This window comes from Minwuia sp., assembly GCF_048263705.1.
Taxonomy (GTDB): Bacteria; Pseudomonadota; Alphaproteobacteria; order Minwuiales; family Minwuiaceae; genus Minwuia.
The window spans coordinates 77,565-91,540 of sequence record NZ_JBLXDV010000009.1 but is presented as its reverse complement, the minus strand read 5'-3'; the positions used below and the strand labels follow the sequence as shown (position 1 = coordinate 91,540).

Here is a 13,976-nt window from a genome sequence, read left to right as displayed (position 1 = left end):
TCCGGTATCAGTGCAGGTGCTTGCCGATATCCGAAATGGCGTTGTCGATCAGCGCGGTGCCCGAACTGCCCTTCATCTCCTCACGAAGAATATTGGCGGCGGCGTGGGTCGCGATGTCGACCGCGCGGTTGCGGACATCCTCGATGGCCTGCTGTTCGGCCTGCGCGATCTTGGATTCTGCCTGAGCCTTGCGGCGGTTCAGCGAGTCTTCCATGTCCTTGCGCATCTTCTCGGCCAGCCGGGTCGATTCCTCGCGGGCATGGGCGACGATGGCGTCCGCTTCCTTCGCGGCCTCCTCGGCCTTGCGCTGGTAGTCGGCGTAGAGTTCCTGCGCTTCCTCGCGCAGGCGCTTGGCCTCTTCCAGTTCACTGCGGATGCGGTCCGCGCGCGCATCCAGCTGTGCGACCAGCTTGCCGGGCACCTTCAGATAGAAGATCAGGGCGAAGAAGGCGACGAATGCGATCGCAACCCAGAAGGTGGGATCCGAAAACATGGATCCGCCAGCCTCGCCGGTTGCTGCATAGGCGGTTGAGATGAACATCAGCGGCTCCCCTCACGCGCGGTCTGCACGGCGCTTTCGACACGATCGTCCGACGGCGACGTTCCCGACAGTTTCTCGACCAGGGCCGACGTGACCGACTGTGCGATATCGTTCAGCGAGGCGAGGGCCGAATCGCGCTGCGCGGCGATCTGCTTTTCAGCTTCCGCCTGACGCTCGGCAAGATCGGCATCGATCTCGGCCTGGCGCTTGTCGATCTCGGCGGTCATCTCCGCCTTCATCTTCCCGACAATTTCGCCGGCATTCGCGCGGGCCTCGGCCAGCCGGGCTTCATAGTCGGCGATGGCCTTGTCGGTATCCGCTTTCAGTTCCTCGGCCTTGTCGAGGTCCGAGCGGATACGCTGCTCACGGTCTTCGAGAATCCCGCCGACGCGCGGAATCACGACTTTCGCCATGATGACGTAAAGCACGATGAACGTGATCGCGAGCCAGACGAGCTGTGACGCGAATGTTTCTACTGCTAGCTGCGGCATGACCCTAGGGTCCTCGCTGGTTCCGTTGGTCTCAAAGGTCGATCGGGCAGGCCCCCCTTCCGAGGGGCCAGGTCGATTAACCGAAGAGGATCAGGAACGCGATAACCAGAGCGAACAGCGCCACGGCTTCGGTCAGGGCAAAGCCCAGCAGCACGTTGCCGAAAACGCGACCGGCAGCACCCGGGTTCCGCAGCGAGCCCGCCACGAAATTACCGAAAATGTTACCGATACCGACGCCGACACCGGCGAGCGCGATGGTGGCCAGACCGGCACCGATCATCTTTGCGGCTTCAACTTCCATTTTATCAATCCCTCTTCATTTCAGGTTGAGGATAACAGTGAACGCGTGCCCTTCGCCGGATCAGTGACCCGGATGCAGGGCGTCATGGAGATACAGGCAGCTCAGCACCACGAAAACGTAGGCCTGCAGCAGGGCGATGCCGATTTCGAGTCCCGTCAGCGCCACGATGAACAGCAGCGGCGCCCAGCCGGCGATCAGGCCCAGGGAAACGACGAAGCCGCCGAAGACCTTCAGCATCGTGTGGCCGGCCATCATGTTCGCGAACAGCCGCAGGCTCAGCGAGATGGGGCGCACGAAGTAGGAGATGATCTCGATCGGCACCAGAATGAACAGCAGGAAGATCGGCACGCCGGACGGTGCGAACAGTTTCAGGAAACTGACGCCGTTCTTGACGATTCCGATGATGGTCACGCCGACGAACACCACGAAAGCCAGTGCGAAGGTCACGATGATGTGGCTGGTCGGGGTGAAGCTGTAGGGGATCATGCCCAGCAGATTGCAGAACAGGATGAAGAAGAACAGGGTGAACAGGAACGGGAAATACGGGCGGCCTTCCGAACCGGCGTTGTCCTTCACCATGTTGGCGATGAACTCGTAGCTCAACTCGGCGATGGACTGCAGGCGGCCTGGCACCATGGCGCGGCCGCGCATGCCCACCGTCAGCAGCACGGTGCTGACGATAACGGCGATCACCATCCACAATGCGGAGTTGGTGAAAGAGACGTCGACGCCGCCGATTTCCATGGGAATGATCGGGGCAATTTCGAACTGATGCAGGGGGCTCTCGCCAGCGGCCATGCTATCTGTCCCTTTCCGGTTCGTCGTCTGTCTTCTCTTCAGCGGCCTTCGACATGCGATTGGCCACCACGTACACATTTCTCATACCGACCACGCCGCCAAGCAACAACCCGGCGACCATGATCCACGGTCTGGTTCCCAGCCATTCGTCCAGCCAGTAGCCGACAAACCCGCAAACCATGAAAGCCGCGACCAGCTCGGCGGAAATCCGCCAGGCAACACCATCGGCTCTCGACCGTTCCCGCTTCTCGGCCCGCTTCTTATCCCTGCCCTGCGGCCCGGATTCGCGCGCTGCCCTGATGCGGTCGTTCAGCGCCCCCAGCCGATCACCATCGTTGCCATTCTCGGATGCCATGACGGAAATCTCTACCGGACAGGAAGCGGGCGCAACCTAAGCCGGGGCCAATAAGCGGTCAACGCGGCCCCAACGGACCAAATGACGCACCAGCGTGCGCCTGTCGCGCCGCCGCTCGGCAAGCGTCAACCGTCTGTCTAGTCTGGCTTCTGCTTCCCAGATCAGACATCCAGAAAGGTTTCGCCATGGCAACCGTTTCCGCACCCGCAAATCCCGAATCCGATCCGCGTGTGAAGGCGGTTTTCGACGATATCCGCGCCACGCGCGGCACCGATTTCATCAACAACTTCTGGCTCTATCTGGCCTTCGATCCGACCCTGCTCGAACAGGTCTGGACCGATGTCCGCGATCTGATGGCCAGGCCGACGCTGCTGGATGCCAAGACGAAGGAGATGATCTACATCGCCGTTTCCATCGCCAATGCCTGCGATTACTGCATTCATTCGCACACAGCCTCGGCGAAGGCCCAGGGCATGACGGATGGCGAACACGCCGAACTGCTGCGAATCGTATCGACGGCGGCGCGCACCAACCATCTGGTCAACGGCATGAAGGTTCCGGTGGATACGGCGTTCGATACCGACGCCTGATCAGCGCGAAGCTTCCCGGGTGGGTTCGCAGACCATCGCCGCACGCTCCTGCACCATGGCGTCCCGGTCATCGCCGGCCCGCATCAGGCGGCGAACCATGATCACACCCTTCCGGTCGGGCGCGACGATGGCGTTCTGCCCGTCGCCTGTCCCGGAGAACGTGAGGACACCCTGCCAGCCGTTATTGGCCGCGCTTCCGGAGACGGAAAGGAAATTGTCCGTCCTGTCCGAATAGCCGTTGATCGACACCGTTGCGGCTGTCGGCGGGATCGAGACCCGAACCGGACCGTTCAGCAGGTCATAGGCGCAGAACGAGGTGGCGACCGCCGGGGCGGGTCTCGGAAATATCCGGCTTTCCGCGCTGGCCAGGGGCATGTGAACCAGCCTGTTGTAGCCCGCCGCGTCGCCCGTGCGTTCCAGGACGCCGCGCATGGTCATCTGCGGAATCAGCCAGACCGTCCCGACATGGACGATGGCCGAGAAGAGCAGCGTGAAACCGATCCAGCGGCCGGCCTGGCGTAACTGCATCACACTCATCCGCACGCATCCCGGTCGATGCTGAAAAGATCGCCGTCACCCAGGAGCGCGTCGGGTGCGTAGACCCGCAATGTCATCGAGATGGTGCCCTCGCCATCGCCGGTCGGTATCCACAGACCGCCGGGGTCGCTGCCGCCGATCTGGATCTGGACGCGGGCCGGACTGTCCGGCCGGGCGTCGTCCGCGGTCACCGACCAGCGTCCGGCGGCTGTTGTGACGGGCGCATGGTCCTTGCCATAGACCGCCAGCGACCACCAGTCGGCCCCGATTGCGGGGCCGTTCAGGTGATAGGTGCAATTCGCCTTCAGGCGGTCACCCGCATCGTCCGCGATGGCGGTGTAATGGACCGGCGTGTCCCCGCGCAGGGTGAACTGTCCGGACAGCGCCCACGCCGTCCGCAGCCAGAAGTTCGGTTCCGCGGCCTGGGGGTCGGCCAGGGCCTGCCAGGCACCGATGCGCGGCGATTCCGTATCGGACACCGTTTTCACCGCAAACAGGGCCGACCCGACACCCAGTATGCCGCCGACCAGTATCCCTGAAAGCACGAGATAGAACCGTCTGGCTTCGAACTCGGGGCGGAAGCGAGCGATGTTCACGGCACGGTCCGTTCGACGAAAGCGGCGAGTTCCTCGATGGCGCGCCGTCCTTCCGGCACGAAGAAGGCGCCGAGTTGCCAGACGTGATACATGCGGTCCCACACGCGCAGCTCCGAGGAAACGCCCGCAGCTTTCAGTTTTTCGTGCAGCCGCGCACTGTCGGACAACAGGATTTCCCGGTCGCCGGTCTGGATCAGGACGGGCGGCAGCCCCGTGTGATCGCCAAACAGGGGCGACCCGCGCCAGTCGTTCAGTGCCATCGCATCACCGGCATAAAGCGCGCCGATTGCCCGCAACCCCTCGGGGCCGAGCATGGGATCGGCCGCGTCGCGGGTCTGCAGCGATTCGCCCGAGCCGGACAGGTCCGTCCAGGGCGACATCAGGAAGGCGGCGGCGGGAAGCGGGTCACCCCGATCTCGCAAGGCCATCATGGTCGCCAGCGCGAGGCCGCCGCCTGCGGAATCCCCGGCGATGACCGTGCGGGCCGGGTCCATGCCCCGCTCAAGCGCGGCGTCCCAGGCGGCAAGCGCATCCTCCAGCGGCGCAGGGCAGCGCCACGCAGGTGCCAGGCGATAGTTCAGCAGAAAGACTTCAGCCGACATTTTCCGTGCGAGCCGCGCGGCGAACTCGCGATAGTCCTCGGCATCGCCCCAGACATATCCGCCGCCGTGGCAATAGAAGACCGTCCGGGCGGCGTCGAGATCCTTCAGCCTTGCCCATTCACCGTGTTGCGTGGCCTCGATCCGCAGCGCGCGCGGCGGGCCGGGGACAAACCGGCGCGACTCGGTCGCGCGGCGGTTGAACGCCATGGCCAGTTCCTCGGCGCTGGCACCATCCAGACCCTCGCCCGGCTTGCGGTACTTGCGGCGCAATTGCCATGCGACCAGTGCGGACTGCCAGCTCAAGACTGTTGCCCGCTCATCGCTGCGTCAGCTTCAGTTCGATGCGCCGGTTGCGGCGCATGGCCAGTTCGCTGTTGCCGGTTTCCAGCGGGTGGAAGGCGGCGAAACCGGTGGGGGCGAGGCGATTGGACGGGATGCCCTGGTCCGACAGGAACTTCGCCACCGCGATCGCGCGCGCCGCGGACAGTTCCCAGTTCGACGGGAAGCGCGGCGTGTTGATCGGCCGGGCGTCGGTATGGCCGTCGATACGCAGCACCCAGTTGAGATCGGCGGGTATCTCGTCGGCCACCTTGCGCAGGGTTTCCGCCAGCTTGGTCAGCTGGATCTGGCCGGCGACACCCAGGTCGGCGCTGCCCGAAGCGAACAGCACCTCGGACTGGAACACGAACCGGTCGCCGACGATGCGGATGCCGGGCTGATCGGCCAGCACCTCGCGCAGCCGCCCGAAGAATTCCGACCGGTAGCGGGCGAGTTTCTCGACCTGACTGGCCAGAGCCCGGTTCAGCCGTTTGCCCAGATCGGCAATGGTGGCCTTGCTCTCCTCGTCGCGGCGTTCGTATTCGTCCAGCAGGCCCTGGATATCGGCCAGCTGCTTGCGCAGGTCGGCGATCTGCAGATTGAGCAGGTGGATCTGCTTGCGGGCGGCTTCGGAGATGCGCTGTTCTTCGGACAGCGCGCCCCGTGCGCGTTCGGTCGCTTCTTCCTGCTCGGCGATCTGATCGCGTGCGCCCTGAAGATCGTCCAGCGTGGCCTTCAACCGCTCGGACGCGCTGGACAGGTCGTTCTCCAGACCGAGGATCCGGGTCTCCGTCTCGACGGCCTGCTTCTCCAGTTCCGCGACGCGATCCTGTGTCTGGAAATAGAGCGACTGCAGTTCGTTGTAGGATTCCTCAGCCTCCACGCGGCTGCTTTCCGATTCGTCGCGCAGCCGTGCCAGCGCCGCCTCCCGCGCGCGCAGTTCGGCCAGTTTCGCTTCCAGTTCGGCGCGGTCGGCCTCGGTGAAGGTCTGCAGGTTCTCAAGCTCGCGCTCGGCCTTCTCGGCGCGGTCCTGAAGGGTGGCGATCTGCAGCGCCAGTTCGTCCCGCTCGGCGGTGGATGCGCTCAGGGCCGCGGATAGCTGCGACACGTTCTGGCGCAAGTCCTCGTTGGCGCGGCGTTCGCTGGACAGCAGGCTCTGCAGGCTGGAAATCTCGGCGCTGAGCCGTTCGAGCTCGGCGTCGCGGCCGCTCAGTTCCCGGTCGAGGAAGAACTGCGCCAGCATCATGAGCACGAAGACGAAAATCAGGATCAGGGTCAGCGATGCCAGCGCATCGACGAACCCCGGCCAGGTCGTGTCGTCGTCGCCTCCCCTGAAACGTCGGCGCGAAAGTGCCACGGTCAGCGTCCCTCGTCAGCGATCGCCGCGATGGTCCGCGTCAGCACCTTGATCTCGGATCGGATTTCATCGACCGATTGCTGTCGTCCGGTCGATGTCTCCTCCAGCAGCCGCGCCACATAGACATCCAGGTTGCGCAAATGCGTGTCGGCATTGGAATCGCCGCCGTTCTGCTCGGTCGCGACGGCGATGCGCTGCAGGATCGGCTTCAGTTCCATCTGGCCCTCGGCCAGTTTGACCATCAGGTCGCGTTCGGTGCGCATCTGGTCGGTCAGGCTGGCCAGCCGTTCGGACAGTTGCAGCAATGTCTGGTTGCCGGAAGCGCGTGCGTCCTCGGAGCGGGCCATGATCCGCTGCAGGTTCTCAAGACTGTCGGCGGTCTGTTCCAGCAGGGCCTGTACATAGACGGGCACCGAGGCGTCGCCGTCGGCGATGCCGCCTGCGCCGCTGGACAGGCGCGTGAAGCTGGACAGCCACTCTTCCAGATCGTTGTAGAACCGGTTCTGTGCCTGACCGGCCTGCAGGTCCAGGAAGCCCAGCACCAGAGCGCCGGACAGGCCGAACAGCGACGACGAGAAGGCGGTTGCCAGACCCTGCAGCGGGCCGTTGAGGCGCACCATCAGGTCATCGAACGAAGTATCGCCTCCGCCGCCGCCGACCGACATGCCGCCGAAAATATTGCCGACCGCGTCAATCGTCTGGATCAGTCCCCAGAAGGTGCCCAGCAGGCCCAGAAAGATCAGCAGCCGGCCCAGATAGCGGGTCATGTCGCGGCTTTCATCCAGCCGTGCGCCGATCGAATCCAGCAGCGAGCGCATGGATGTGGCCGACAGGCTGACGCGTCCCTTCTTCTCCTGCAGCATGGTCGCCAGCGGCGACATCATCTCCGGCGGGGCCTGCATCGACAGACCCGGTTCGTTGCGCCGGTAGGTTTCGACCCAGCGGACGGCGGGACGCAGCGACAGGACCTGACGCAGCACATAGCCGATACCGATCAGCAGGGACGCGATGATCAGGCCGTTCAGCACGGGGTTCGTCATGAAGGCGGCGATCACGGGTTCATGCAGGACGCCGATGACGACCAGCACCAGAACCAGAAAGATGACGATCCGTGTCAGATAGGACGAAGGCTGGGTCATCGAAACCTGCTTCCCTGCTTGGAACTGTACATCAGCGCGTCGCGATCTTCACATCGACACGGTTGCCGGGGCCGCCCTTGGTCGGTGCGCCAAGCGCGCGAACCAGGATGCGGAAGCTTTCGATGCCGCTGTCGAGCAGAACCCGGCGGACATTCTGGGCACGCCGCAACGACACGCGCCGCTTCCAGACGTCGGTCTCGGTATCGCTGTCGGCATAGGCCTCGACCTGGATGCGCATCGAACGGTCGCCCTTCGCGGATTCGGCGATGGACTGCAGCGTGGCCAGGCCGGATGCCGAGACATCGGTCTCCGGGCCGTCGAACAGGATCCGGGTGACATCGGGCGCCGCCGCCTGAGGTGTCACCGCCGCGACCCGGGGTGCCGGTGAGGCGGGTGCGGGCGTGGCAACCGGCGCGGCCGGTTCCGGTGCGGGCTGCTGTACCGCGGCGGGCGGCGTGATCTCGCTCGCCGGGCGTTCGACCCTTGCGGGGGCGGGCGGCACGGGTGCCGGTGCAGCCGGTTCGACGCGGGCAACGGCTTCAGCCGGTTTCGGCTCGGGCTTCGGCACCACCCTGATGGGTTCCGACGCGGGCACCGGTTGCGGTGGCTCGGCCCTGGGCGACGGGGCCGCGCGGGCGGTCTGTGGCGCGGGGGCGGGCGCAGGCGACGGTGTGGCCGTGCGTTGCGGCGCCGCGGCTGGCCGCCCGGAACCGGACGGCGGACGCAGAACGATGCGGTCCTGCTTCGAGAACCGGCGCGGCGGCAGCGACGTATTCTGACCGGCCATCACCGGGCCGCGGCTGGTGTTGAAAGGCATGGTCGCCCGGGCCGGGTTGCCTGCTCCGGGCACGACCGGCAGCGGCTGCGGCACGAAGACATCGGATGTGGATCCGGCCGGACGTGCGCCATTGCCATCGATGATGATGGTTTCTCCGGCATATTGCGATGCGGCGGGCGACGCCAGAAGCGCGCCCAGAACAGCCATCAGACAAACGCCAAACCGGTCAACAGGTCTCACCAGAATCCTCCGCGGTACTGATTGCGCAGAACATAACTCAACGGAAGGCAGAAACGCCAGCCCGTCAAGGTTTTGCGACGGCAGCCTTGAGTGATTTCAGCAGAGGCGCGTGCAAGCTGTTGTTTGCCGCGATGATGTCGCCGGTTTCCATCATCCGGCGCCCGCCGGTGATATCGGTGACCAGTCCGCCCGCTTCCCGGACGATGATGATACCGGCTGCGATATCCCATTGCTGCAGGTGGCGTTCCCAGAAGCCATCGAAACGGCCTGCGGCGACATAGGCCAGATCCAGCGACGCGACGCCGAACCGGCGAATGCCGGAAACCGTATCGGTCAGCGCGCGCAGTTCCGCCAGCAGCGTGTCGTGGCCAGGCTTGCCCATGAACGGGATACCTGTCGCGAACAGGCCGTCCGACATGCGCGTCCGGCCCGACGCGCGCAGACGCTTGTCATTGACGAACGCCCCCTTGCCCTTCTCGGCATAGAACATCTCGTCCACTGCCGGGGCATAGATCATGCCCGCCTTGATGTCGCCGCGCTGCACCAGTGCGATCGAGGTCGCGAAGTGGGGGACGCCGTGCAGGAAGTTCGTCGTCCCGTCCAGCGGATCGATGACCCAGTAGCTTTCGCCGTCCCTGGCCTCGACCTTGCCGCCTTCTTCCAGAATGAAACCGAAATCCGGGCGTGCCCGGGCGAGTTCCTCGCGCAGAACCTCTTCGGCCTTGGTGTCGGCGTTGGAGACGAAATCCGCAGGTCCCTTGCGGGACACCTGCAGCTGCTCGACCTCACCGAAGTCGTGAATCAGGCCGCGGGCGGCCTTGCGGGCGGCCCGTTCCATGACGGTGATAAGTGCTGATTTACGCAATTTCCGGGTCAGTCCGCGCGTTTGACATATTCGCCTTCGGCCGTGGCCACGACGATGTTCTCGCCCACGTCGACGAAGGGGGGCACCATGCAGCGCATGCCGTTCGACAGCATCGCGGGCTTGTAGCTGGAGGCGGCGGTCTGGCCTTTCACGGTCGGCTCGGTTTCGGTCACTTCCAGCGTCACATGCTCCGGCAGGATCACGCCCAGCGGCTCTTCCTCGTAGAATTCGACCTGCACCATCATGCCGTCCTGCAGATAGATCGTCTCGTCGCCCATCAGGTCGGTGCTGATCTGGACCTGCTCATAGCTTTCGGTATCCATGAAGGTCAGCAGTTCCCCGTCGGCGTACAGATACTGGTAGGCCTTCTGCTCCAGGCGGGCGCGCTCGACCGTTTCCGACGACCGGAAGCGTTCGTTCAGTTTCGAGCCGTCGCGCAGATTGCGCAATTCCACCTGCAGATAGGCCCCGCCCTTGCCGGGCTGGGTGTGCTGGATGCGCACGGCCTTCCACAGGCCGCCCTTGTGCTCGATGACATTGCCGGGCCGGATGGCGTTGCCGTTGATCTTCATGGTCAGGATTCCCGGTAACGTTGGACGGGTGCGCAGGACCGGTGCCGGTCAGCCGCGCTGAGTGCAGGCGCTCTCTTACACGCCGGGGCGGTTCGCTGCAATCGCAGCCTCGAACGCCCTGACCGCCGCGGCCGGTCCGTCCGGGTGACCCCAGACGCCGTTCACCACCGCCAGGAAATCGGCACCTGCGGCGACCAGCGGTCCGCAGTTGTCTGCCGTGATCCCGCCGATGGCCACGCAGGGAACGATCGTCATCGCCGACCAGGCGCTGAGGATTTCCGGTTCAACCTTCGACTTCGGCACCTTGGTCGTGGTGGGAAAGAACGCGCCGAACGCGACATAGTCCGCGCCCGCGTCGCCGGCCTCCATGGCCAACTGCCGGGAATCGTAACAGGAGACACCCACGATCGCATCGTCGCCCACCAGACCGCGCGCATCGGCATACGCGCCGTCCTGATCGCCGATGTGGGTGCCGTCCGCGCCCAGTTCGGCGGCCAGATCGGGCCGGTCGTTCACGATGAAGGCCACATCGCGCTGGTGTGCAATCGGCATCAGGCGTTCGATGGCACGGCGGATGTCATCATCGTCCACGTCCTTCAGCCGCAGTTGCAGACAGGCGACATCACCGGCGTCCAGCGCGGCGGCAAGTGTGTCACCGAACGCGGCAACATCGATCGCCGGCGGGGTGATGAGATAGAGACGGCAGTCGGTTTCCTGATCCATGCTGCCTGATATCCATTGCGCGGCGTGCGCGCAACCGGGTCGGTGATCCGGAACCGGCATCGGCAAGCCCGCCGGTTCGTGCTAAAAGGCCGGGATGCGCGTGCTGTGTCTGATTGCCGGTGTTGTTTTCCCGTTGGTGCTGGCGGCCTGCGGTGGCGGGGAGCCCCTGCCGCCGCCCGAATTCGATGAACCCGTCCTGCATGCCGATGGCACGCTGACGGGTGTGCGCGGCGTCGATGGCCGGCACTGGTCCCTGGTCGACCGGGACCTGCGGCGCGGCACCTACTGGTACAGCTTCATGAACAGGCTGACCGGACAGTGCCCGGAGTACTTCCCCGAACATGCCGACTGGCTGGGCGAGGTGAACCTGCTGCTGCAGCGGGCGACCGGTCAGGCCGTGCGGCGGGGTATCGAGATGGAGGATGCCCGTCTTCAGACCCTGGCCGAGGGGGCGGACCGCGCCACTGTCGCCCTGCAGGCCATGAGTGTCGCCGAGGTCGATGTGGCGGGGATTGTCGCCGGATGGACCCGAAGTGCCACCGGCAGGGATGTAGGCACCGAGGAAGCCTGGATCGGCGGCTGCAGCCTGCTGTTCGACCGTGATCGTCTGCGGGGCCTGATCAGGAACTCCGCCTTGCCGATGGCGGACTATTTCGCGCGGATGAAGGCGGAACACCCGGCGATCTATGCGACGGTCCCCGAAATCGAGGGCATCACGCGCCGGCTGGAGAAGATCTGAACCTTCAGGACGCCACCAGATAGGGCGCGACGGCCATCTCGGTGCCCGCGCGCCACAGCATGCCCGCCAGGAAATCGGCGAAGGCAAATCCCCAGGCCACGGCGGCGTTCGCCGGCAGGGTTTCCTTCGCGATGACATAGCGGTAGGCCAGCACGACGATGAGGGCGATCAGCGTCAGCGTCGAATAGATGCCGCCGCCCAGCAGCCCGACCACGCCCAGCGTGACGATGGGCAGGCGGATCAGCATGATCCAGACTTCCGACCAGTTGCAGGCCACGATATAGCGCCGGGCGTCGAATCCCTGATCCAGAAACCGGCAGAGTTCGGAGGCGATCATCGGCCAGAAGAACCAGGCACCGGCGTAGGACGCCAGTTCGATCAGGAACACGGAACCCAGATCGGCGTCAGGCATGTCGGCGTAGCGCGCGATCCAGAGCATCAGGGCATAGAAGGGTGCCAGCAGCACGGCGGCGAAGAAGGACTTCCAGAAGCCGTCGACCGAACCGTCCAGCCAGCCCACGCCCGCCGGATCCCGACGTGCGAGCAGCAGCGTGCCGTTGAGGCCGTTGGCGATCTCGGTGCGGGTGGGAAGCGCCAAGGCCTTCAGTCGTCCCTTGCAGCGCGCAGGGCCTGGGCAAGCACTTCATTGTCGCCGATCTGGTTGGCCAGAATCAGGTTCAGCCGCGCCGAATAGGCGAAGGCCGCTTCCGGTGACAGATGCTGCACGGTCTCGATCAGCTGCTGATAGAAGCCGTCGGGATCGGCGATGTTGGGATCGGTGTTCAGCAGGCTCATGGCGGGCTCGCGGATGGATGGAGCGCGGAGTCTAGCGCATCGGCGATGGCGGCCCCATCGAAATCGCGCCAGGTGGCCAGCACATGCTGATCCGGGCGGACGAGGACATAGCCGCCGTCCTCGGCGCCGAACGCCTCGGCGATGGCACCATCGGGATCGTCCACATCGTCCAGAAAGCTGAGGACGTGCACGGGCGTGCAGGCGCCGATCATGGATTGCGCCGGGCCGAACGCCAGCAGCGCAAATCCCTCGCCTGTGATGTCGGTCAGATGCGTCGCCTCCGGGCGGGACGCGCAGGTCACGGGCAGGGAGGGCAGGGGATCGCCGGGACGCAGGATGCCGTCCAGTTCGTGCGCGCCGTTCAGACTGCTCTCGTGCAGGCGCCTGGGCAGCGACAGGCGGCCGGAATTGACCAGGGTCCGGGCGAACGGGTGTTTCGCCGCCAGTGCCAGCACGGCATCGCGATAGACTTCGGAAACGGGTGTCTTCGGCGTGATGAAATCGGTGGCCCGCGTCGAATTGAGGATGTTCTCCGCCGCGGCTGCATGGCGTTCCTCGTGATAGCTGTCCAGCAGCCGTTCGTCGGCGGAACCCTGCACCACCAGCGCCAGCTTCCAGGCCAGATTGTCGGCGTCCTGCACGCCGCCGTTGCCGCCGCGCGCGCCGAACGGGCTGACCTGATGGGCCGCATCGCCGACGAACAGCACCCGGTCGTGGCGGTATTTCTCGATGGACCGGCACTGGAAGGTGTAGATCGACTTCCATTCCATCTCGAAGGGCGTGTCCTCGCCGATCATGCGCCTGATGCGCGGGATGACGTTCTCGTCCTTCAGTTCCTCGTCCTTGTCGATGTCCCAGCCGAGCTGGAAATCCAGCCGCCAGACCTTGTCGGCCTGCTTGTGCATCAGCGCGGAGGCCTCCGGTCCCCAGGGTGGGTCGAAATAGAACCGGCGGATGGGCGGCAGGTCGCTTTCCATGACGATATCGGCGATCAGGAAATGATCCTCGAACACCTGGCCGTCGAAACAGAGTCCCATGGCGCGCCTGACGGTCGATCGCACCCCGTCGGCGGCGACCAGCCAGTCGCAGGGCTGGACGAAGCTGCCGTCGGGCGTCTCCACGGTGACCCGCACCCCGTCGGCATCCTGCTCAAGTCCCGTGACCCTGTGCCGCCAGCGCAGATCGATCAGCGGATCGTTCGTGGCGCGGTCGACCATGAACGCCTCGCAGTAGTATTGCTGCAGGTTGATGAAGGCGGGAAACTTGGCGGACGGATTGTCCTGCAGGTTGAAGCCGTAGATCTTCTCCTCGCCATGAAAGACGTGGCCCTCGTTCCAGGTGACGCCCTTTTCCATCATGGGTGCGGCGATGCCCAGCCGGTCCCAGATTTCCAGCGTGCGCTTGGCCTGACAGACCGAGCGGCTGCCGAAACTGACCGAGTTGTCGTCGTCGAAGACGATGACCGGCACGCCGCGGCTGGCCAGGTCCAGCGCCATCGTCAGCCCGACGACACCCCCGCCTGCGATCGCGACCGGACGGCGCGGCACATCGCCGTCCAGTTCCGCCGGGCGGTGATAATCGAAGGTGGGATAGTCGTAGGTGCCCATGGGTTTCTCTCTCCGTTGAGCCCAGAATGCCC

19 protein-coding genes are annotated in these 13,976 nt (G+C 65.0%); 2 read left to right on the top strand and 17 right to left on the bottom strand.

The annotated features are described in order from the left end of the window. Window positions 1-7 precede the first annotated feature (7 nt). From ACN0X7_RS13825 to ACN0X7_RS13805, 5 genes are all read right to left on the bottom strand, one after another. The gene (locus ACN0X7_RS13825; RefSeq protein WP_417518221.1) at window positions 8-541 is read right to left on the bottom strand and encodes a F0F1 ATP synthase subunit B; all 534 of its coding nucleotides are present in this window, start codon (window positions 539-541) and stop codon (window positions 8-10) included. Beyond that, window positions 541-1,032 (bottom strand): F0F1 ATP synthase subunit B', encoded by a 492-nt coding sequence (locus ACN0X7_RS13820; protein WP_417518219.1) that lies wholly within the window; start codon window positions 1,030-1,032, stop codon window positions 541-543. The genes ACN0X7_RS13825 and ACN0X7_RS13820 overlap by 1 nt, the downstream gene beginning before the upstream one ends. A 76-nt stretch (window positions 1,033-1,108) precedes the next feature. Continuing rightward, the gene (locus ACN0X7_RS13815) at window positions 1,109-1,333 is read right to left on the bottom strand and encodes an ATP synthase subunit C family protein (protein WP_416899359.1); all 225 of its coding nucleotides are present in this window, start codon (window positions 1,331-1,333) and stop codon (window positions 1,109-1,111) included. Between the two features lie 60 nt (window positions 1,334-1,393). Beyond that, on the bottom strand, window positions 1,394-2,131 hold the full coding sequence (locus tag ACN0X7_RS13810; protein WP_417518217.1) for a F0F1 ATP synthase subunit A: 738 nt from the start codon (window positions 2,129-2,131) through the stop codon (window positions 1,394-1,396). Between the two features lies 1 nt (window position 2,132). Continuing rightward, the gene (locus ACN0X7_RS13805; RefSeq protein WP_417518215.1) at window positions 2,133-2,486 is read right to left on the bottom strand and encodes an AtpZ/AtpI family protein; all 354 of its coding nucleotides are present in this window, start codon (window positions 2,484-2,486) and stop codon (window positions 2,133-2,135) included. Between the two features lie 185 nt (window positions 2,487-2,671). Here ACN0X7_RS13805 and ACN0X7_RS13800 point away from each other — a divergent pair, with 185 nt between their 5' ends. Continuing rightward, entirely contained in the window at window positions 2,672-3,076 is a 405-nt protein-coding gene (locus tag ACN0X7_RS13800) for a carboxymuconolactone decarboxylase family protein (RefSeq protein WP_417518213.1), read from the top strand. Here the strand turns inward: ACN0X7_RS13800 and ACN0X7_RS13795 are convergent, their stop codons facing one another. From ACN0X7_RS13795 to thiE, 9 genes are all read right to left on the bottom strand, one after another. Next, the gene (locus tag ACN0X7_RS13795; RefSeq protein WP_417518211.1) at window positions 3,077-3,604 is read right to left on the bottom strand and encodes a DUF1254 domain-containing protein; all 528 of its coding nucleotides are present in this window, start codon (window positions 3,602-3,604) and stop codon (window positions 3,077-3,079) included. It abuts the gene before it with no gap. A gap of 5 nt (window positions 3,605-3,609) precedes the next feature. Continuing rightward, a complete protein-coding gene (locus tag ACN0X7_RS13790) occupies window positions 3,610-4,209 on the bottom strand; it encodes a DUF1214 domain-containing protein (protein WP_417518209.1) in 600 nt (199 codons plus the stop codon). After that, window positions 4,206-5,114 carry an alpha/beta hydrolase gene (locus ACN0X7_RS13785; protein WP_417518207.1) on the bottom strand — a complete coding sequence of 303 codons (909 nt, stop codon included), beginning with the start codon at window positions 5,112-5,114 and terminating at the stop codon, window positions 4,206-4,208. Before ACN0X7_RS13785 ends, ACN0X7_RS13790 begins: the two co-directional genes overlap by 4 nt. Window positions 5,115-5,127: 13 nt before the next feature. Continuing rightward, a complete protein-coding gene (locus ACN0X7_RS13780; protein ID WP_417518205.1) occupies window positions 5,128-6,486 on the bottom strand; it encodes a peptidoglycan -binding protein in 1,359 nt (452 codons plus the stop codon). Window positions 6,487-6,488: 2 nt separating this feature from the next. Further along, window positions 6,489-7,625 carry a flagellar motor protein MotA gene (locus ACN0X7_RS13775; protein WP_417518203.1) on the bottom strand — a complete coding sequence of 379 codons (1,137 nt, stop codon included), beginning with the start codon at window positions 7,623-7,625 and terminating at the stop codon, window positions 6,489-6,491. A 31-nt stretch (window positions 7,626-7,656) separates the two neighbouring features. Continuing rightward, window positions 7,657-8,610 carry an OmpA family protein gene (locus tag ACN0X7_RS13770; protein WP_417518201.1) on the bottom strand — a complete coding sequence of 318 codons (954 nt, stop codon included), beginning with the start codon at window positions 8,608-8,610 and terminating at the stop codon, window positions 7,657-7,659. A 97-nt stretch (window positions 8,611-8,707) separates the two neighbouring features. After that, window positions 8,708-9,481, bottom strand: a complete 774-nt coding sequence (locus tag ACN0X7_RS13765) for an inositol monophosphatase family protein (protein ID WP_417518199.1) — start codon at window positions 9,479-9,481, stop codon at window positions 8,708-8,710. Window positions 9,482-9,516: 35 nt separating this feature from the next. Then, complete coding sequence (efp, locus tag ACN0X7_RS13760) at window positions 9,517-10,080, bottom strand: elongation factor P (RefSeq protein ID WP_417518197.1); 564 nt, start codon at window positions 10,078-10,080, stop codon at window positions 9,517-9,519. A 75-nt stretch (window positions 10,081-10,155) separates the two neighbouring features. Continuing rightward, the gene (thiE, locus tag ACN0X7_RS13755) at window positions 10,156-10,803 is read right to left on the bottom strand and encodes a thiamine phosphate synthase (RefSeq protein ID WP_417518195.1); all 648 of its coding nucleotides are present in this window, start codon (window positions 10,801-10,803) and stop codon (window positions 10,156-10,158) included. A gap of 94 nt (window positions 10,804-10,897) precedes the next feature. On the opposite strand from thiE, the gene ACN0X7_RS13750 reads away from it, so the two are divergent. After that, window positions 10,898-11,542, top strand: coding sequence for a hypothetical protein (locus ACN0X7_RS13750; RefSeq protein WP_417518193.1), 645 nt, complete (start codon window positions 10,898-10,900; stop codon window positions 11,540-11,542). Between the two features lie 4 nt (window positions 11,543-11,546). On the opposite strand, the gene ACN0X7_RS13745 is transcribed toward ACN0X7_RS13750, so the two are convergent. The 3 genes from ACN0X7_RS13745 to ACN0X7_RS13735 are packed head-to-tail and all read right to left on the bottom strand — an operon-like array spanning window position 11,547 to window position 13,944. Next, on the bottom strand, window positions 11,547-12,140 hold the full coding sequence (locus ACN0X7_RS13745) for a hypothetical protein (protein WP_417518191.1): 594 nt from the start codon (window positions 12,138-12,140) through the stop codon (window positions 11,547-11,549). Between the two features lie 5 nt (window positions 12,141-12,145). Next, window positions 12,146-12,337, bottom strand: a complete 192-nt coding sequence (locus tag ACN0X7_RS13740; RefSeq protein ID WP_417518189.1) for a DUF2783 domain-containing protein — start codon at window positions 12,335-12,337, stop codon at window positions 12,146-12,148. After that, entirely contained in the window at window positions 12,334-13,944 is a 1,611-nt protein-coding gene (locus tag ACN0X7_RS13735) for an FAD-dependent oxidoreductase (protein ID WP_417518187.1), read from the bottom strand. The genes ACN0X7_RS13740 and ACN0X7_RS13735 overlap by 4 nt, the downstream gene beginning before the upstream one ends. Window positions 13,945-13,976 lie beyond the last annotated feature (32 nt).

What these genes read in the sequence shown, in the direction of transcription:
- ACN0X7_RS13825 (WP_417518221.1), bottom strand. Translation starts at nt 541, where the DNA reads ATGTTCATCTCAACCGCCTATGCAGCAACCGGCGAGGCTGGCGGATCC.
- ACN0X7_RS13820 (WP_417518219.1), bottom strand. Translation starts at nt 1,032, where the DNA reads ATGCCGCAGCTAGCAGTAGAAACATTCGCGTCACAGCTCGTCTGGCTC.
- ACN0X7_RS13815 (WP_416899359.1), bottom strand. Translation starts at nt 1,333, where the DNA reads ATGGAAGTTGAAGCCGCAAAGATGATCGGTGCCGGTCTGGCCACCATC.
- ACN0X7_RS13810 (WP_417518217.1), bottom strand. Translation starts at nt 2,131, where the DNA reads ATGGCCGCTGGCGAGAGCCCCCTGCATCAGTTCGAAATTGCCCCGATC.
- ACN0X7_RS13805 (WP_417518215.1), bottom strand. Translation starts at nt 2,486, where the DNA reads ATGGCATCCGAGAATGGCAACGATGGTGATCGGCTGGGGGCGCTGAAC.
- ACN0X7_RS13800 (WP_417518213.1), top strand. Translation starts at nt 2,672, where the DNA reads ATGGCAACCGTTTCCGCACCCGCAAATCCCGAATCCGATCCGCGTGTG.
- ACN0X7_RS13795 (WP_417518211.1), bottom strand. Translation starts at nt 3,604, where the DNA reads ATGCAGTTACGCCAGGCCGGCCGCTGGATCGGTTTCACGCTGCTCTTC.
- ACN0X7_RS13775 (WP_417518203.1), bottom strand. Translation starts at nt 7,625, where the DNA reads ATGACCCAGCCTTCGTCCTATCTGACACGGATCGTCATCTTTCTGGTT.
- ACN0X7_RS13770 (WP_417518201.1), bottom strand. Translation starts at nt 8,610, where the DNA reads ATGGCTGTTCTGGGCGCGCTTCTGGCGTCGCCCGCCGCATCGCAATAT.
- ACN0X7_RS13765 (WP_417518199.1), bottom strand. Translation starts at nt 9,481, where the DNA reads ATGGAACGGGCCGCCCGCAAGGCCGCCCGCGGCCTGATTCACGACTTC.
- efp (WP_417518197.1), bottom strand. Translation starts at nt 10,080, where the DNA reads ATGAAGATCAACGGCAACGCCATCCGGCCCGGCAATGTCATCGAGCAC.
- thiE (WP_417518195.1), bottom strand. Translation starts at nt 10,803, where the DNA reads ATGGATCAGGAAACCGACTGCCGTCTCTATCTCATCACCCCGCCGGCG.
- ACN0X7_RS13750 (WP_417518193.1), top strand. Translation starts at nt 10,898, where the DNA reads ATGCGCGTGCTGTGTCTGATTGCCGGTGTTGTTTTCCCGTTGGTGCTG.
- ACN0X7_RS13740 (WP_417518189.1), bottom strand. Translation starts at nt 12,337, where the DNA reads ATGAGCCTGCTGAACACCGATCCCAACATCGCCGATCCCGACGGCTTC.
- ACN0X7_RS13735 (WP_417518187.1), bottom strand. Translation starts at nt 13,944, where the DNA reads ATGGGCACCTACGACTATCCCACCTTCGATTATCACCGCCCGGCGGAA.